The sequence below is a fragment of the Kocuria sp. ZOR0020 genome (assembly GCF_000800955.1).
GTDB classification, from domain to species: domain Bacteria; phylum Actinomycetota; class Actinomycetes; order Actinomycetales; family Micrococcaceae; genus Kocuria; species Kocuria subflava.
Genome location: NZ_JROX01000018.1, coordinates 1 through 18,038, shown reverse-complemented (window position 1 = coordinate 18,038; position 18,038 = coordinate 1). Strand labels below are relative to the sequence as shown.

Sequence of the window (18,038 nt, the reverse complement as noted above, 5' to 3'; positions counted from 1 at the left end):
GGAGGATGTCACCGGTGAGCATGCCGGCGGCTTTGGCGGGGTTGTTCTTCCACTCCTCCAGAGTGATCATGGCTTTACCGACTTCCTTGAGGCGGTCGCCGGATTCTGAGCGGGCATCAGCACCGCGCAGCAGCCCAATGGGCGTGGCAACGGTGGCCACATCCAGTGCCAGGGTACCGATTCCCTTCCAGGTGGAGGAGAAAGTGTCCCAGTCAAAGGGATTCACCAGCGCCAGGGTGCCGGTGACCGCGCCTTTGACGGACTCCCACATCCCGGAGCCAAAGTCCTTGATGCCGTCCCAAACATCCCTGTACCAGGGTTTGTCCCATTCCACGTTTGTGGCCCACGGTGTTTCACCGGCAGCGGTGGCGGAGTTGAGCATGTCCTTGGACATGCCGTTGTATTCCACCCCGGGCGGGGCGGGGGCGCCGTCATCGGGCATGGTGCGGTACTGCACACCACCAAAGATGCCGCTGATCTTGGTGGCGCAGGTGTTGGCCGCCTCATCATGGGCAGTTTTCAAGCCGTTGATTCGATCAATGAGGCCATTGCGCTCATTGATCTTGTTCTCGTCCTTTTCCCACTCGTCGTTACCTGCGATGGAGGATTCGAACGCGCCCACATCGCTCTTGATGGTTCGCAGCTTGTCCTTGAGATCGCGTTCGGTGTCCGCGTAGGTCTTCAGGGCGTCGTAGACGGTTTTGGCATTGTCCTTGACCGTTTCACCGTCACGCTTGGTGGGCAGCAGGGCGGCCAACAAGGTGTCAGTCTCCGGTGCGGAGTAGGAGTACTCCAGGCCGCGCCAGGAGCTTTCAATGTCACCGGCTTTGTCCTCAACGTTTTGCCCGGCATCGCGGATGGTCTTGGCACCATCCTCAACGGTGTCGGCATCCGCCAGCGCGGGAAGCTGGCTGAGATCAATACCTGAACTGCTCATGTGACGGGATCCCTTGGAACGTGGTTGAACGGCGGTGTGATGGTCTGGATTCAGACGGCTTGTTGACCCGTGGGTCCGCCGTTGCGGAAATCAGTGGGGGCGGCCTCGGTGGTGTCCAGGGCCTTGATGCTTTCATCCATCATGTTCAGATTCCCCTCCGAGTAGTACGTCAGGGCCTCGTTGGTTTTGTTCAGCGCGGTGCCGGTGAGATTCACGATGGCCTCCAATGCGGGGCCGAACTCCTCTTGGGCGTACCCCGCCAGAGCCTTTGCCACGACGTCGGCCTGGCAGGCGCCCATGACGCGCTCCAGACCGTCGTTCATGTCATCAGCCAGACCTTGGTAGTCCGTGCTGAGTATCTCGACATCCCGGAGGACCGTTCCGGCGTTGGCCAAGTTGATGTCGTACTGCATGACTGGGATCTCCTGGATCTGGGCGATGAAGCCGGAGGGTCGGCAGGTGCGGCGTCGTCGGTTTGGGCCGAGGATGACCCGGACCGACGACGCCGTTGGGGGCGGCCGTGGGGCCGTCGAAAGGGTCAGCCGATGTTGGCGATGGCCGTACGGGTCTTGCCCTGGGTGGTGGTGGCGGTTTGGTCGTTCTCACCCAGGGTGGTCTTGACCAGGTTGATGATGTTGCGGACCTCGTCCGAGGCGTTCTTCCAACGCAGTTCCACGTGCTGGTACTCATCGGAGGCGCCGTCCATCTGGAAGTCGGCCAGCGCGGAAGACACCTGACGGTCACGCTCGCCCAACAGACCCTCCAGACGGCCCACGATGCCGCCGATGTCGGACTGGACCTGGGAGGAGACGTCGGTGTCAAAGGAAATACGGTCATTGGTGGCCATGAGTGGCTCCTTGGTTCTCAGCGGGGCAACGGCCCCTGATGGGGTGTGTTCTGGGTGTGGATGGGCTCAGCGAGCGGCAAACCGCGCCGAGTCAAAGTTGGCGCTGCCTTCCGCGCGCGTGGCGTTGTCGGAGGTCTCCTGGTCGCCGGTCTGAGTGGCCAGGTCCATCTCGCCCTGACCCAGGTTCACGGCGGCCAATGCTGAGTTGAGGTCATTGCTGATCTCATCCACACGACCCTTGAAGGTGTCGAAAGCTGCGCGGCCGGCACCGTTGAATTTGCCCTCCAGGGGCGTTACGGCGTCCACCAGCTGACGGATCAGGGACGTCAATTCATCCTGAGATCCACCGGTCTGCTGGGCCAGCGTGCCCAGGGTGGTGTTGCCCATATCAAACTTCACGAGTGTGCTCCTTGGAACGTTGTCCGCCGTGATCCTGGCGCGGGCCGACGAGCGAGCACCGGGCGGAGGCGATGGTGCGTGTTCTGGAGATGATTGTCAGCCCAGCAGCTCCCAGAACGCTCATGGGGCCACACGATAACCACTTTCGTCGTGTTTGGCCATCCTCAACCCCCAGGCCCTAAATTACTGAATATTAGGTAGTCAAGGCGCGTTTGTGTGAAAACTCGGGTATGTTTGCTGCGATGCGCACCCCGGGCCGGGTGTGTAACACCATGAAATATGATGCAAGCGCATCTACACATTCATGCCCTGGCGGGAGAGGCTACTGTGGGGTATTTCCGTGCACGATTATGATCAGCAACTTCTGGAATCCATTGGAGTGCGCCGCAACCGTCTGGTTGCTGCTGTTCTCTACGGCCCCAACCGTTCTCGCAGGAACTTCACGGACCTGGTGCGAAACTTTCTGATCGGTTTGATCATTGCAGCATTGATCGCCACGGGATGTGTGGCGACATCGTTTGTCACAACCCTCTTTGACCGCGAGCGCGAGCGCCGTGAGCAGATGCAACAACCACAGCCCACGGTGGACCAAACCGTGCCCGCTGCCAACCAGCCGATTCCGGAGGTGATTGAGGGTCCATGGCCGAACGCTTCACACGTGTGACCTTGGCCAGTGAGCGCCGCAACGTGGAGCTCCTCCTGCCATCCAGCACCCCCGTGGGTGCCTTGATGCCCTCTGTCCTGGCGCTTCTGGACAGTGGGGCTGATCGGGGGCTGAGGCGCATGGGCCTCAGCCCCCTGGGCGAGGCTGCGTTGGACGAGCAACGCACGCTGTCAGAGTCTGGGGTGGTGGATGGCACCGTCCTGCTCTTGACGGCTCGCGAGGACTCGGTTCCCTCACCGGTGGTGTACGACATCGCGGATCACGCTGCCTTGATGCGCACCCGGGATCCGGGACGCTGGGGCCGGGAGGGGAGGCTCTGGGTGGGTGGCACCGCGCTGGTGGCCCTGACCACGGCAGCCTTCTGGCTGTTGACCCAACAGCTCTCGGGTGACTTCTCATTCTGGTTGACAGTGGCAACCTGCTCGGTCCTGATTCTTGTGGCCGCGATCGTTCGGCAGCGCGATTTTGAACTCACAACTGCCGGATCCGCACTGGCTGTGGCCTTGGCCGCTCTGACCGTGGCTGCTGATGGTCGTCTGAACGTTCCGGAGATCGGCCTGGTCACCGGCGTCATGGTGGGAGCGGTGGTGAGTCAGCACGTCTCCCGCCGGGACCTCAAGGCGGCCGTGACCAGTGTGGTGGTGGCCATGGTTCTGGCGGGATGTTGGGCTCTGACGTTGCTGGTCACGCCGGGTGTGGTGCAGGCCGCAGCGGTCACTGGCACCTTGACGATTGCACTCTTGGGGTATTTGCCACGTCTGGCGTTGGGATGGGCTGGTCTCAACAGCCTGGACGATGCCCGCGCGGCGGGCAGGGTGATCGCCACCAGCGACGTTCAACAGAGGATCGAGCAAGCCCACCGGGGGATGGCCAGCGCCACGTTGTGGTGCGCCACCAGTGTTGCTGCGGCAGCCGTCCTGGTGCTCTGGAACCAACCACTGGATCCCTGGGGGCTTCCGCTGATCGTGGTGTGGCTGGTGGCTCTGGCATTGCGAGCGCGGGCCTTTCCCCTCACCTCCCAGCGTGCGGCCTTGTTGGCGGCATCCGGTGCAGGGATGGTGGTGACTGCATTGGATCTGGTGGGTCATTTTCCGCAGTTCTACTGGTGGCTGGGCCTGGTGCTGCTGGCGGCAGCGATGCTGGCGGCAACACCGTTGGTGCTCACCACCCCCGATTACTTCTGGGCTCGACTGCGCATCGTGGCCGACCGGATCGAGACCATGGCGACGTTGGCAATGTTCCCCCTGGTGGTGGGGTTGTTCGGCGTCTACTCCGTTCTACTGACCACTTTCCAATCATGAACCGAGAACCATCAGATCAGCAGCCGCATGAGCTGCACGAGGCCCAGCAGGAGCCTCACGCCACACCTCAGTCACAGGACTGGCGCGCTGCGGTGGTCCAGGGGCTGCTCAATCCACCCGCACCGTCCGCTGACACCCCGGACTCCGCCCAGAATCAGACGGTTCCCTCTGCACCAGCGGACGACGACGCACCGTCTCCTCCGGACACGGACCAGGGTGCTCCAGCAGAAACACCTGAAGAGCCGAACAAGGGGGAGTTGACAGGTGCCGCGGAGGTGCCCGAACCCGCCGTCGTCCCCGCCGTGCCCAAGAATCGGCGCGAACGACGCCAAGTGGAGAAGCGGCAGGCAGCAACGCCAACGGTCCGGGAGGATGAGCTGGCAGCCCTGAGGACACGCATGAAATCGCCCACCCCCCGCAGAGGGCGCCGCACAGCACACCGCTGGGTGGGGACCTTGTCCCGTGCCATTCGTCCCGACGGCTACCCCGGGGACCTGGAACGTGCCACGCGTGGAGTCCAACAGCCCGTGACCACGGGACGCCGAATTGTGCTGCTGAGCACGGAGGGAGGCGCAGGACGCACCACCGCTGCTGCCACCCTGGCTGAGATCTACGGGGCGTTGCGTACAGACCGTGTCTGTACCCTGGACCTGGCCTCCGCGCCGTCGCCCCTGGGGGACCGCCTGGCCGTGGACACCGCAGTCTCAGCGCAGGAGGCGATCGGCGCCATTGTGCTCAACCACCCCTCCACGCCTGAAGACATGGCTCAAGTCTTCGCCCAACCCAAAGCAGGAGTGTGGGTGGCGCACACGGACTCCCACGAGGAGCCGCTGAATGAGTTGGAAGTGGAGGAACTGCTCACCCAAGTCTCCCGGCAGTGCGGGGTCACCGTGGTGGAATGCCCACCGGTCCTTGAGGACCCCCGTACCCAGAGCGCGCTGGAGATGGCACACGCCGTCCTGGTGATCGGGTCCACCACCGGCAACGGTCTGCGCAACGCCATGGCCCTGCACGACCTACTGGCAGCAGACCCCGACCGGAAGCACCTGCCCCTGGCAACGGTGCTCAACGATCACACGAGTGACAATCCGTGGAGCCGCCGGGAGCTCAGGCGCAGCCTGGATCAGCGTGGCCGCATCCACCACAGCATGTCCTACGACCGTCACCTCTCCACAGGCCGAGAGATCCACCTTGATCACCTGGACGAGCGTCACCGGTTGGAGTGGGTGCGCCTGGCTGCCACTGCACTGACGTTGGCCCGCGGCTACGGGGCTGCCCGATGAGCACCAGAATCATCCACCGCCCAGCCCGGACCACAACCCCGGCCCGCCTGGGAGAGCCCGTGGTCCTGGAAGGCGCACCTGACATCGTGGACGGTGGCAACAAGGCGAACTTCATCGCCCTGGTTCCGCTGCTGGGTGCTGCAACCTCCATGACCGTGATGATGATCTTCCGTGGGTCCTCTCTGGCCGCGGTGGGGGCCATGATGATGGTCCTCACCGTGATTGCCTCCGTGTTCATGATCTTTTCCCAGAGGGGCAAGGCGCGCCGCCAACGCACTCTCTCCAGGGACACCTACCTGGAATACCTGGAAGAAAAGCGCGCGCAATTGCTGACCACCGAGGAGGAAATTCGCGTACGCGCACTGGCCGGCAATCCCTCACCGCAGGCCCTGCTGAACATCATTGTCAACCCCAGCAGACTGTGGGAAAGGCGCAGATCCCATGAGGACTTCATGCGCGTCCGGGTGGGGGTGGGGGATGTCGCCACCCGTTCGGTCACGGTGCAGTCCGATGAAAGCGGAACGCAGCGCCCGGACCGATTCCTGCAGAACGAGGTGAACCTGGTTCAACGCCGCTACCAACAATCACCGGACATGCCCGTGACGGTCGACCTCAACGCGCGTGGTGAAGTCAGCGTGGTGGGCTCACAGGAGTTCGGTGAGGCCGTGGCACGTGCCGTGCTCATCCAGGCAGCCACGTTCCACGCACCCGAGGACTTGTTCGTGGCCGTGGCAATTCCGCCAGGGCGCCGGGACAGTTGGTCCTGGATCAACCACCTACCTCATCTGGCAGACCAGGAAACTCCGCAAAGCCACGGCCCCATGCGTCGAATCGCGGGATCGGTGGCTGAACTCAACAATTTGTTGCAGGCCGAGTTCCGGCGTCGTGCCCTGGCCGTTGCGGAAGCACGGCGCAGCTCCGGACCGCGTCAGCGCGGCCCGGAGCTGCCGCGACTGTTGGTGGTGGATGCCACCCGCCAAGGTGCTGCCCAAGATTTCTTGATCCCGGATCAGTCCAGTTCCCTGGCCGCCTTGGACATTACAGTCATACGTCTGCTGGCCAACACTGTTGAGGAACCGGACGTAGTCTCCCTGCGCCTGTCCCAGCCTTCCGACGAGGGGGAACAGAACACGCTGCTGATCGAGGACTACGCCCAGGACCAGTTGGACCCACAGCGCAGCAGGTCCACGTTGGATGCGGCTCCTGTGGCCACGGTGGAAGCCTTGGTCCGCGCACTGGCGCCCCTGCGGCTCTCCCCGGACTCCTTGGAACACAACGAGGCCGTGGATTCCCAGAAGTTCACCCAGATCATCGGCCTGAACACCTTTGGCCGGGCAGACATCGAATCAGCATGGAAACCACGGTCCCACGTTGATTTTCTGCGGATCCCGCTGGGTACGGATGACAAGGGCCAGCCCGTACTGCTGGACTTGAAGGAATCCGCACAATTCGGCATGGGACCTCACGGGCTGTGCGTGGGGGCCACCGGCTCCGGTAAATCTGAACTGCTGCGCACCATGGTCCTGGCCTTGATGGTCACCCACCCGCCGGAGCAGCTCAACATGATTCTGGTGGACTACAAGGGCGGTGCCACCTTTGCGCCTTTTGAAGGTGCCCCGCACGTGTCCGGCATCATCACCAACCTCTCTGAGGACGAGTCCCTGGTGGATCGCGTCCACGCCAGTTTGGCCGGCGAAATCCAGCGCCGCCAAGAGGTCCTCAAACGCGCCGGCAACATCGCCAACATCACGGACTACCAGGTGATCCGGGAAGAGCGGTCGGAACAGGGAATCCAGATGGAGCCTCTGCCGCACCTGCTGGTGATCATTGACGAGTTCGGCGAATTGTTGACCGCGCAGCCGGACTTCATTGACCTTTTCCTGTCCATCGGCCGAATCGGACGCTCGATCGGCGTGCATCTTCTGCTCTCCAGCCAGCGCATCGAGGGCGGCAAACTACGCGGGCTGGACACCTACTTGTCCTACCGCTTGGGTCTGCGCACCTTGTCCGAGGCGGAATCCCGAACCGTGCTGGAAACACCGGATGCCTATCATCTGCCGTCGGTACCCGGATACGGCTATCTGAAAGTGGACACCACGGTCTACCAGAAGTTCCGCGCAGGCTACGTCTCCGGCCCACGGCCCAGCGACGACGACGCCGCGGAGAACGATCTGGAACCTGCCCTGCCCCAACCGGTGCCGACCCCTCTGTACGGGAGCTTGACCCTGTCCCACGACCAAGCACAGGACAGCAGTGAGCAGGACAAGACCCAGAACAAGGCCGCTGAATTGGCTCAACGCCGCAGCACCGCCCCCACCGTGATGGACTCCATGGTTGAGATCATGCGTGAGTTCCCCCGCGTGACCTCCGAGATTTGGCTGCCACCCCTGCCTGACCTGCTGGCCTTGGACACTGTGATCGGGGAGATCACCCACACCAATCAGGGCCCCTCCGTGGCCCGCGGTGGAGACCTGCTAGTTCCACTGGGTCTGCTGGATGATCCCTCCAAACAATGGCAGGGGACCTGGTACCTGGACCTCAAGCGCGCAGGCGGCAACGTGGCCTTGATTGGTGCCCCACAGACCGGCAAGTCCACCGCACTGCGAACCATTGCCACCTCCCTGGCACTGACCCACAGTCCCCGGGACGTCGCCATCTACGGGATCGATCTGCTGGGCAGTGGTCTGAGGCCACTGGAGGCGCTGCCACACGTGGGTGGTGTGGGTGTGCGGGCCTCACGGGAGATCATCCGCCGCACCGTTGAGGAAGTCCTGGACATGGTGCGGGACCGGGAATCGATCTTCGAGAAATACGCCGTGGATTCACTCAGCACCATGCGTCAATGGTTTGCCGAGGGCAAAATGCCCGAATTGAATGTCTGCGACGTCGTTCTGCTGCTGGACGGCTACGGTCAGATCAATGATGAATTCGGTGAGATCGAATCCATGGTTCAGGAAATCGTGGCTCGCGGCGGCAGTTACGGGGTGCATGTGATTGCCACCGGAACCCGCTGGAATGACATCCGTATTGCTCAGCAGTCCTTTTTCGGCCATCGTCTGGAGTTCCGGTTGGGTGAAGCCGCAGAATCAGCCTTTGGCAAGAAACTTGCTGAGACCGTACCCAGGGACCGTCCCGGCCGGGCCTTGATGAACGAGAAACTCCTGGGCCACTTTGCCTTGCCGCGCATGGACGGGCAGGCCACCACCGAATACTTGGGCGATCAACTCTGGGCCATCGGCCAACAACTGGAGGAACAACACCAGGGTGAATCAGCGCCCAGGATCCGGGTGTTGCCTGCGGAACTGCCGATCGGTGAACTCGAACGTGGCCGTCGCCCCGGGATGGTTGCCTTTGGTCAGGTGGAGCGAAACCTGGCCACCAGGACCCTGGAACTCTACGGGCGCGACCGCCACTTGCTGGTCCTGGGTGACACCGGATCTGGTAAGACCAACATTATCCGGATGATCGCCCAGCAACTGTGCGAGGGACAGACGGAGGACGATGTTGCCATCGCCTTGGTTGATCCCCGACAGGAACTGGCAGGCCTGGTCCCACCGGACATGATGGGTGGCCACGCCACCAGTTCACAGATGGCTGCGGGTCTTGCCCAGAGCATTGCCACCGCGCTGAAAGATCGTGTGCCCAATGACCCCACCCACGTTGGTTCCACAGAGGTGCCCAAACCTCGAATCGTTTTGCTGGTCGATGACTACGATGTCCTGACGGCCGGCAACACAGCGCCCCTGGCGCCCCTGGTCCCGTATGTGACCATGGGCTCGGAGATCGGCTTCCACATTGTCCTCACACGGCGTGTGGCCGGTGCAGCGCGCGGTATGTACGAACCGTTGACGGGCGCCATCCGTGAAGCAGGTGCGGCAACGTTCATGATGGACGGGGACCGCTCCGAAGGCGCGTTGATCAACGGTGTCAGAGCACGGCATTTCCCACCCGGACGCGGTCTCTACGTGCGTGGGGGACGTTCGCCGGAAACGGTGCAATCAGCGCTGGCCGAGGACATGGGTGGCGCAGCAGCGGAGCCGGATTCGAGCACACAGGAAGGTGGAACATGAGTCGGACATTCACGATCATCACCACGCAAGAGCCAGACCCGGTGGCCATGGCGTGGGCGGTCGCTGAGATCAACCCCGATTTCTGGGTGACCGTGGACGAACAGGCTCAGGTCTGGCGCGTGGACGCCCCTGATCAGGACATGCCCGTCATGGTGATCGAAACACCCAGTTATGTTCAGGCACCGGATGAGGCCCTCAGGCTGTTCGGAACCCACGGAGGGCTCGACGTCGTGGCTGCCCGGGAGGCGCTGCAGGCTGCTGAACGGGAGAACTCCGGAGCCGCGCATGACCCGGACTCAGCCGGAGAAGCAACAGAGCAGGTGAGCCCTGCCGCGTATTGGCAGGACGTGCACGCGGTCAGCCCCGTGCCGGAGGCGGAGTCAGCGGCAGCCACATTCGCCAAACTCATGGCCCATCTGGGGGTGGGCACCTGTGTGCAGCACGGACCCGAGTTCAGGCACCTGGGGGAGTCAGAGGATCTTCTGCGAGAGGAATGGCAGGCATGAGCGTTCTGGGTTGTGACGTCACCACGTCAGCGGCCGGGGTGATGCTCAATGATGCCGCGATCGTTCACCACAACACCTGGATTGCCCGGGCCATGGACCAGTGCGCCACATCCGGGCTGCGTTTTGTGCTGGTCACCCCGCCCACCACTCGGCTCACACTCGGGCTGTCCCGTTTGCTGGAGCTGACCGGAGGACTGTGGGTGGTTTCCGGAGCGGACGGGTTGCCCTACAACGGCCTCAACGGGGCCATGCTGCAGTGGGACGGGGAGGACTACAAGGAGGCCCAAGAGATCTCCGTGGCGTTCCAGGAGGGCATCCGCCCAAGTGCCGGTGGCGTGGTGATTTCGGCCGAGACGCTCTATCCGGCCAGGCGTAGCACGGTGGTGGGGACCCTGACGGAAACAGCCGCCCGGGTTCTCACAGGGGAAGCTCCCCAGGCATGGGGTGTGCAGGAACCCGTGTCCCAGCCGTGGTCGCCGCAGGCCATCACCGAGCGTTACCGCAATGATCCGTCCCCGATCAACGTCATGCACGCCGCATCCACCGTGGGTTCGGACCACCTGGTGGCAGTGACGCAGATAGAACGCCCCAAACGCGGTGTGGTGGAACGGGTGACGGCAGGCTTCCGAACCGCCGAGCCCTGGGGTGGTGAGGAACGGGTTCGTTTTGCGCATCTGATGCACCAACACGGTGTTCGGTGGGCCGTGGGCCAACACGTCCTGGGATTCGACCCAGCCTACCGGGTGCCGCATTACGCGGGGATCCCGGTGCCCAGCGTGGCCGTTTTCGGCCCGGAGGCTCTTTCCAGCAGGGGAGAGGGGGAAGCCTTGAACTTTGCACGCGGTCTTGCGGGGGCAGAGGCTGATGACTGTGTGGAACTGATTGGCAATCCAGGAAAGGCGTCCTTGGCCATCCAGTTCCAGAACCAACCGTCTTCAGCGCGGGAGCACCCTGTGCTGGAGTACAACCGAATCACCGACTTCCTGGCACATTCTCAGACGCGGCGGGACTCCCCGGACTGACGTGCCCCCGTCCGGGGTTGGGTGTTTGCGCAGAGCAATCAAGCGGCTGGCGCACAGCCCGGACACAGGCGAGCCCGCATACTGGGTTCCCGAATGCTCCACCCAGGACCTACGTATTGATGGAGGAGACCCGTTCATGAGCAACGGTCACGAACCTTACGGTTCCCAGCAGCCCCAACAGCCATACGGCTACCAGGGCTCCGCGGATTATCACGATCCCCAGGGTTACCAGCAGCCTCCCATGGTCAATGAGAATCCCTACGCCCAACCGGCTGCCTCTCAACAGGATCAGCAGTACGGCCACGAGCAGCAATATGGCCAGGACCAGCAATATGCCGCAGGCTCCGCGGGAGCCCCGTCCAACGGTGAAACTCACACGGGAACCGGAGTGGGCCGCAAGACCTTGATCGGCGGCATGCTGGTGGCCGCCCTGGTGGGTGCTGGTACCTACGGCCTGGTGGACCTGGCCACTGGTTCGGACAATGTGCTGACCAATGCCACGCAGGGGGCAAGCTCCCAACTGATTGTGAACAATGAGGACTCCGTGAATGCCGTCACGGCTGCTGCGGCCAAGGCATCGCCGTCGGTGGTGACCATTTCTTCGGTCTCCGGCAGTCAGTCCGGCTCCGGATCCGGGATCATCCTGGATGACCAGGGGCACATCCTGACCAACACTCACGTGGTGACCCTGGATGGCCAGACCAACGATCCCACCTTGGAGGTTCAGCTCTCGGACGGCACCGTCACCTCTGCCACCGTGGTGGGCACGGATCCGCTCTCTGATCTTGCAGTCATCAAGATCCAGGCGAACAACCTGGTGCCGGCTGAACTGGGGGACTCTTCCAAGCTCAATGTGGGTGACACCACCATTGCCATCGGCGCCCCGCTGGGTCTGTCCGGAACGGTCACGGACGGCATTGTCTCCACCACGGACCGGACCATCACGGTGGCTTCCTCCGCCGTGCCTGACACTCCCACAGAAGGGGACACCCAGGACGAGAACAGCGGCAGTGGTGGCTGGAGTGACTTCTTCTTCGACTACGGTCAGGGTTCCTCCCAGGGCCAGACCGAGTCGGTGTTCTTGAACGTCCTGCAGACGGATGCCGCCATCAACCCGGGCAACTCGGGTGGACCTCTGATCAACACGGACGGTCAGGTGGTGGGTGTGAACGTGGCCATTGCCTCCGCCGGATCATCCAGTTCCAGTCAGTCCGGGGCAGGCAACATCGGCGTGGGATTTGCCATCCCCATCAACCATGCCAAGCGCGTGGCGGCGGAGATCATTGACTCCGGTGAGGCCACCCACGGTTATCTGGGCGCCACGGTTACGGCTTCAGCGGCAAATGACGGTCAGAGCCAGTCCTTCTCCGCCGGTGCCGTGGTGGAGTCCGTGGAAAGCGGGTCACCTGCCAGCGATGCCGGCTTGCGCAAGGGCGACGTCGTGTTGAGCTTCAACGGCCACAAGGTGCAGGACGCCAGTGAACTCACCGCGGCCGTCCGGGAGCTTCCGGCTGACGGTGAGGGTGAGCTGGTCTACACACGTGGCGGTAACCAGGAGACGGTGAACGTGACCGTGGGCAACGCCAACGACGCCAAGAACTGACGCTGGGCGTGGGTTCAGTGGTCACAATGCTGGCCCATCACCTTTGATGGGCCAGCATTGTGACCACTGAATCCTTACGGCATCAACCGTTGACCTCCGGCAGCTGTGCGCCGGCAAAATCCAGCTGCCGCCATGCCTCGTACACCGCGATCGACGCCGCATTGGCCAGGTTCAGGGACCGCCTGGCCGCCAACATGGGGATGCGTACTTCCCCTGTGACATGCGGATCAGCCTTGTGCTCCTCGGAGAGACCGGCAGATTCTTTGCCAAACATCAGGACATCGTCCTCACGCCACTTAATCTGGGTGTGCGGTGTGGTGGCCGTGGTGGTGAAGGCAAAAACTCGCCCGGGATCAAGAGCTTCCCATGCCGTTTCCAAGGACGGATGCACGGTGAGCACGGCGAGATCGTGATAGTCCAGGCCCGCACGGCGCAGGTGGGCGTCCTGGAAGTTGAAGCCGATCGGTTCCACCACGTGCAGCTCCGCCCCGGTCACGGCGGCCAGGCGAATGGCGTTGCCGGTGTTGCCGGGGATTTCGGGTTCAACAAACAGGATGCGCAGCATGGAGGAGATTCTAGGCGGCGCCCACGACTGCCCACTCACGGGGAACGTCTAGGCGGGCAGCACCTTGTGATGCAGCATGAGCATGGAGTTGTCCTGCAGGACCTGGAGCAGCTCGGTTCCTCTGGCCCCTGCACCGGGTTCTTGGAGGATCCGCGGCCCCACCCCACCAGCAATCACCGGGGCAACGCTCACCTGGAACTGGGCCACGCAACCGGCCTGGAACCATGCGCTCAACAGCTGGGGGCCACCCTCACACAACACCCGCGCGTGCCCACGGTCGGCCAACTCCCGGTGGACCTCCGCCGGGTCCACCCCGGTGGGCGCGCCGGGCTCCTGCAATGCGTGCCGCCGCGGAGTCACGACGACGACCTCCGCCACTTCACCCAATGCAGCCATCCGCCTTTTAGGCAGGTCATCCATCCAATGCCCTGCATCCGTGGTGATGACCAGGGGCCGTACGGGCGCATCCGCCAGGAACGGTGCATCGGCCGTGACGTTCAAGGACCCTGACACCACTGCCAGGACCGGGTGGTCCGTGAGGCCGTGGGCGCGGCGCCACCGGAGGGATTCCTGGGTCACCCGCAGCCCGCCGTATCCTTCAGCGCGCAGGGTGCCGGCACCCACCACCACCACATCCGCCACACTGCGCAGCACGTCCATGAGCTTTTGGTCCACGGGGGAGGAGAGCCCACCGGAGAGCCCCTCCAATTCGGAGGAGCCGTCCACGGAGGAAATCATCATGGCGGTGGCTCCCTGGTCAGCGGTGGCCCACGTCTGCAGATAGTGCTCCCTGAGCGCATCCAGCCCCACCATCCCGGGGTCCGGCCACAATCTGTGCACCTGGCTGACGGCTTCCATCTGGACCGGAACCACGCCCTCAGTCATTGTGGTCTCCCATGTTGTGCCGCAGTTCAACAGGTTCACGCAGTCCCATGATGGTGGCCGCCATGTCCAGGGCGCGGCGTGAGGCTGCGGCGTCGTGCATGCGGAACACCCGCGCCCCCGCAAGGGCACACGCAACGGCTGCCGCCAGAGAACCCTCGCCGCGTTGGTCGCGGGCAAGGCCCAAGGATTCGCCCACGAAGTCCTTGTTGGACACCGCAGCCAGGGTCGGGTGCCCCAAAGCGGTCACCTCCGTCAAACGGCGTGTCAGTTCCAGGGAGTGCAGGGTGTTCTTGTTGAGGTCGTGCCCGGGGTCCACCAGCAGGTGATCCGCGGCAATCCCCGCCTCCAGGGCGTCCTTCACCCGGGCTCGCAGAAACGCGATGACTTGGGTGATGACGTCGTCGTAGTGCGGGCGCGGCACCACCGTCCTTGTGCTGGCCGGAGTGGTGGTGAGGGAATGGGTGATCACCAGGTGAGCGTCGCGCTCGCGAACCACCTCCAGCATGTGGGGATCGGAGAGGCCGGTGGTGTCATTGACCACGGTGGCACCGGCTGCAAGGCAGGCATCGGCCACGGAGGCGTGAAAGGTGTCCACGGAGATGATGGTCTGCGGGTGTGCTTCATGCAGGGCTTGCACCGCGGGCAGCACTCGCTCGGTTTCCTCAGAGGCAGGCAGCGGGGCGCCGGGGGAGAAGGGCACGCCGCCAATGTCCACCCAGTCGGCGCCGTCGCGGATGGCGCGTGACCCGGCGGCAACGGCGTGCTCCAGGGCGAATGTGCGGCCCTGATCGAAGAAGGAATCCGGGGTCCGATTGACCACGGCCATCACCAGCAGGTCTCTCCGGAAGTCGACGGTGCGTCGCCCCATCTGCCGGACAGGGTGCAAGAAATCCGGGTGAAAAACGGTGCTGGGGGGTACTCGCTGGGACGTCACGGGCACACATTACCCGGGGGTGTTTTGGCGCGCCGTGGATGCAGGCGCCTCAGCGCCGGTCCAGGAGTTCGCGTACTCGGGCGTGGATGTCCTCGCGGATCAAGCGCATGCGCTCCAAACCTTCAACACCTCGTTCGGAGGGTTCATCGGTGTGCCATGTGATGATCTCTGCCTTCATACCCGCCACCGGGTCCACCACGGCTTCCGATCCCAGGACGATCACATGATCCACGGTCCGCAGAAGATCAGGGTCGATGCCCTTGGTGTGCTCGCCGTCCATGGTGGCTCCCACCTCCTCAACCACTTGGCGGGAGAGGGCGTTGACGGATGACCCCGGGTGCGTCCCGGCGGAGTGAATGCGGGAGGGATCCTGCGCGAGTTGGCGGGCCAGGGCAGCCGCCATCTGAGACTTCCCACCGTTCTTCACACAGACGAACAGGATGGACGGGGTAGTCATGCGGACTCCTCAGGGGTGGACGGACGGGTGGCCAGTGGCCGACCGGGTGAAATACTTGCGAAGCGCCAGGGCTGCATACACCAGGGCCACCAGTGCTGGAACCTCGATCAAGGGTCCCACCACCCCTGCCAAGGCCTGTCCAGAAGTGACACCGAACGTGCCAATGGCCACGGCGATGGCCAGTTCAAAGTTGTTGCCCGCCGCGGTGAAGGCCAAGGTGGTGGTTCGGGCGTAGTTCAATTTCAACAAGAAGCCCACACCGAACCCCAAACCCCACATGACGGCAAAGTAGACGAGCAATGGCAAGGCAATCCGTGCCACGTCCAGCGGCTGTGAGGTGATGCGCTCGCCCTGCAGCGCAAAGAGCAACACCACAGTGAACAGCAATCCGTACAGCGCCCAGGGCCCGAGCGCGGGCAGCAGAGTGGATTCGTACCAGTCCCGACCGGCGTGGCGCTCGCCAAGGGTTCGGGTCAGGTACCCGGCAGTCAACGGCACCCCCAGGAAGATCAGAACGGACAGTGCGATGTGCCACGTGGAGACGTGCAATCCCTGCCGGTCCAGGCCCAACCACCCGGGCAGTCCCACCAAGTAGAACCAGGCAAGACCGCTGAAGGCGATGACTTGGAAGATGCTGTTGATGGCAACGAGGACGGCGGCTGCTTCACTGTCGCCACAGGCCAAGTCATTCCAGATGATGACCATGGCAATGCACCGAGCCAGTCCAACGATGATCAGCCCCGTTCGGTATTCGGGCAGGTCCGGGAGAAAAATCCAGGCCAGCGCAAACATGAGAGCTGGACCGATCAACCAGTTCAACACCAAGGAACCGGTCAACATGTGTTTGTCTGCGGTGACAGAGCCCAATTTGTCGTAGCGGACCTTGGCCAAAACCGGGTACATCATCACCAGCAGTCCCAGGGCAATGGGCACCGAGATGCCACCGACCTCCAACCCGGCCAGGAAACCGTCCAAACCGGGCACCAGCCTGCCCAATGCCAGCCCGGCCACCATGGCAAGGCCGATCCACACCGGTAGGAATCGATCCAACGTGGACAGTTGCCGTTTGGCGGGATCTGCAGCACCGGGGTGGCCCGAGCGTGGACTCGTGGTGGGGTGGGCGGCACGATCTGCTGCTGTATCAGGCATGTTGACGGTCCTCGGCGAGGGATGGCGGCGGCAATTTGCGGTTTGATGGGCGCAGGGAAGGTCAATTCCCCTGACCCTTTGAGCATGCTCTCTTGATTCGATAGCTGTCAATATCACAGGATCGTGTGACATGCCGATTCCGAATGCGCCAGGATGACGTCATGGGATCTGAAGGGAACAGCGCGGTGCAGGGTGGTGATTCCATGTCCTTGACGGCCGGTTGTTGCTCCGTGGAAGTGCCGATCTCTGCGCCCACGGCATCGCACGCAGAGGCCTTGACTACGGAATTCAAAGCTTTGGCTGACACTGCGCGTCTGCGATTGTTTCTGCAAATCGCGCAGGCCGACGGTGAGGTGTGCGTGTGCAACTTGGATGATGTGGGTTTGTCCCAACCCACCGTCTCTCACCACCTGGGCAAATTGCGCAACGCGGGCTTGGTGAGCAGCGAACGCAGGGGCACGTGGGTGCACTACAGCGTCACAGCCCGGGGCGAACGCATCCGGGATCTGGTTCTGGCATTGAGCTGACTGTTTGAACAACATGGCCACCTGTGGTTTGTGAACCGTCGAGGCACAGGACACAACACCATCACCCCACCAGGGCCTGGCTCTTAGACTTGAGGCCATGCCCGCCCCCACTGATTCCCAGAACCATGGCCACCGGCAGCGGAGCAGCGCGCGTCGGTCCGGTCAGGTTTACCTGGACCACGCCGCAACCCATCCCACGTTGCCGGAGGCAGTGGAGGCCATGGTGGGCCAACTGCAGCGGGGCGGTAATCCGTCCGCCATCAACGGCACCGGCCGCGCAGCGCGCAGGGTGTTGGAGGAAAGCCGGGACACCATCGCTCAGCTGCTCAACGTGGATCCTGTGGAAGTGGTGTTCACCTCCGGTGGCACGGAGGCTGACAACCTGGCGGTCAAGGGCCTTTACGGGCAGCGGCATGCGGAGGACCCCCGCCGCACCCGGGTGATCGTCTCTGCCATCGAGCACCCCGCCGTCACGGAAAGCGCGCAGTGGCTGGCTGCCGAACACGGTGCCGCCGTGGAGTTCCTGGACGTGGACGCCCAGGGATTCGTGGAGCCGCATCACCTGCGCCGCCTGCTGGAGCACGACCCTGATTCCGTGGCACTGGTGGCCGTGATGTGGGCCAACAACGAGGTCGGCACCATTGAGCCCATCCAGGACCTGGCCGCAATCTGTCACGAGTTCGGTGTCCCGTTCCACACGGACGCCGTCCAAGCCTTTGGCGCCATTCCCGTGGATGCATCCCAGCCGGGGATTTCCACCGTGGCTATTTCCGGGCACAAGCTCGGCGCTCCCGTGGGCTCCGGGGCACTGGTGGTGGGGCGCTCGGTCAAACTGGCCTCCACCAATCACGGTGGCGGACAACAGCGCTCGCTGCGATCGGGAACCCTG

At 63.4% G+C, this 18,038-nt stretch carries 18 protein-coding genes; 9 read left to right on the top strand and 9 right to left on the bottom strand.

Features of this window, described 5'->3' with window-relative positions; translation table 11 throughout:
* The 4 genes from L979_RS01450 to L979_RS01435 form a co-directional block, all read right to left on the bottom strand.
* Positions 1–937: hypothetical protein (locus tag L979_RS01450; protein WP_047688340.1), on the bottom strand; the 937-nt coding region annotated here is incomplete at its 3' end.
* Positions 938–987: 50 nt separating this feature from the next.
* Positions 988–1,350 (bottom strand): DUF6507 family protein, encoded by a 363-nt coding sequence (locus L979_RS01445; protein ID WP_047688338.1) that lies wholly within the window; start codon positions 1,348–1,350, stop codon positions 988–990.
* A gap of 125 nt (positions 1,351–1,475) precedes the next feature.
* Entirely contained in the window at positions 1,476–1,784 is a 309-nt protein-coding gene (locus L979_RS01440; RefSeq protein ID WP_047688336.1) for a pore-forming ESAT-6 family protein, read from the bottom strand.
* Positions 1,785–1,850: 66 nt separating this feature from the next.
* Entirely contained in the window at positions 1,851–2,183 is a 333-nt protein-coding gene (locus L979_RS01435; protein ID WP_047688334.1) for a hypothetical protein, read from the bottom strand.
* 340 nt (positions 2,184–2,523) lie between these two features.
* Between L979_RS01435 and L979_RS01430 the strand changes: the two genes are divergently transcribed.
* The 7 genes from L979_RS01430 to L979_RS01400 all read left to right on the top strand — a co-directional run bounded on the left by L979_RS01430 (position 2,524) and on the right by L979_RS01400 (position 12,632).
* Positions 2,524–2,847: a hypothetical protein gene (locus L979_RS01430; protein WP_052209314.1), complete on the top strand. Its 324-nt coding sequence runs from the start codon at positions 2,524–2,526 to the stop codon at positions 2,845–2,847.
* Positions 2,823–4,148: a type VII secretion integral membrane protein EccD gene (eccD, locus tag L979_RS01425; RefSeq protein WP_047688332.1), complete on the top strand. Its 1,326-nt coding sequence runs from the start codon at positions 2,823–2,825 to the stop codon at positions 4,146–4,148. Before L979_RS01430 ends, eccD begins: the two co-directional genes overlap by 25 nt.
* Positions 4,145–5,431, top strand: coding sequence for a hypothetical protein (locus L979_RS01420; RefSeq protein WP_047688330.1), 1,287 nt, complete (start codon positions 4,145–4,147; stop codon positions 5,429–5,431). Before eccD ends, L979_RS01420 begins: the two co-directional genes overlap by 4 nt.
* Positions 5,428–9,501, top strand: coding sequence for a type VII secretion protein EccCa (gene eccCa, locus L979_RS01415; RefSeq protein ID WP_081993539.1), 4,074 nt, complete (start codon positions 5,428–5,430; stop codon positions 9,499–9,501). Before L979_RS01420 ends, eccCa begins: the two co-directional genes overlap by 4 nt.
* Positions 9,498–10,007 carry a hypothetical protein gene (locus L979_RS01410; RefSeq protein WP_047688328.1) on the top strand — a complete coding sequence of 170 codons (510 nt, stop codon included), beginning with the start codon at positions 9,498–9,500 and terminating at the stop codon, positions 10,005–10,007. Before eccCa ends, L979_RS01410 begins: the two co-directional genes overlap by 4 nt.
* A complete protein-coding gene (locus L979_RS01405; RefSeq protein ID WP_047688326.1) occupies positions 10,004–11,029 on the top strand; it encodes a DUF6177 family protein in 1,026 nt (341 codons plus the stop codon). The genes L979_RS01410 and L979_RS01405 overlap by 4 nt, the downstream gene beginning before the upstream one ends.
* Positions 11,030–11,165: 136 nt before the next feature.
* Positions 11,166–12,632 carry a S1C family serine protease gene (locus L979_RS01400; protein WP_081993537.1) on the top strand — a complete coding sequence of 489 codons (1,467 nt, stop codon included), beginning with the start codon at positions 11,166–11,168 and terminating at the stop codon, positions 12,630–12,632.
* An 82-nt stretch (positions 12,633–12,714) separates the two neighbouring features.
* On the opposite strand, the gene L979_RS01395 is transcribed toward L979_RS01400, so the two are convergent.
* The 5 genes from L979_RS01395 to arsB all read right to left on the bottom strand — a co-directional run bounded on the left by L979_RS01395 (position 12,715) and on the right by arsB (position 16,487).
* Entirely contained in the window at positions 12,715–13,197 is a 483-nt protein-coding gene (locus tag L979_RS01395) for a tRNA (cytidine(34)-2'-O)-methyltransferase (protein ID WP_047688324.1), read from the bottom strand.
* A 48-nt stretch (positions 13,198–13,245) separates the two neighbouring features.
* The gene (locus tag L979_RS01390) at positions 13,246–14,082 is read right to left on the bottom strand and encodes a dihydrofolate reductase family protein (RefSeq protein WP_052209313.1); all 837 of its coding nucleotides are present in this window, start codon (positions 14,080–14,082) and stop codon (positions 13,246–13,248) included.
* A complete protein-coding gene (gene folP, locus L979_RS01385) occupies positions 14,075–14,950 on the bottom strand; it encodes a dihydropteroate synthase (protein ID WP_081993541.1) in 876 nt (291 codons plus the stop codon). The genes L979_RS01390 and folP overlap by 8 nt, the downstream gene beginning before the upstream one ends.
* A gap of 115 nt (positions 14,951–15,065) precedes the next feature.
* Positions 15,066–15,473 (bottom strand): low molecular weight phosphatase family protein, encoded by a 408-nt coding sequence (locus L979_RS01380; RefSeq protein ID WP_047688320.1) that lies wholly within the window; start codon positions 15,471–15,473, stop codon positions 15,066–15,068.
* 9 nt (positions 15,474–15,482) lie between these two features.
* Positions 15,483–16,487, bottom strand: coding sequence for an ACR3 family arsenite efflux transporter (gene arsB, locus L979_RS01375; RefSeq protein WP_231559348.1), 1,005 nt, complete (start codon positions 16,485–16,487; stop codon positions 15,483–15,485).
* Between the two features lie 296 nt (positions 16,488–16,783).
* Between arsB and L979_RS01370 the strand changes: the two genes are divergently transcribed.
* Together L979_RS01370 and L979_RS01365 are read left to right on the top strand one after the other, a co-directional pair.
* The gene (locus tag L979_RS01370) at positions 16,784–17,149 is read left to right on the top strand and encodes a helix-turn-helix transcriptional regulator (RefSeq protein ID WP_231559347.1); all 366 of its coding nucleotides are present in this window, start codon (positions 16,784–16,786) and stop codon (positions 17,147–17,149) included.
* 97 nt (positions 17,150–17,246) lie between these two features.
* On the top strand, positions 17,247–18,038 hold a 792-nt coding region (locus L979_RS01365), incomplete at its 3' end, for a cysteine desulfurase family protein (protein ID WP_156125284.1).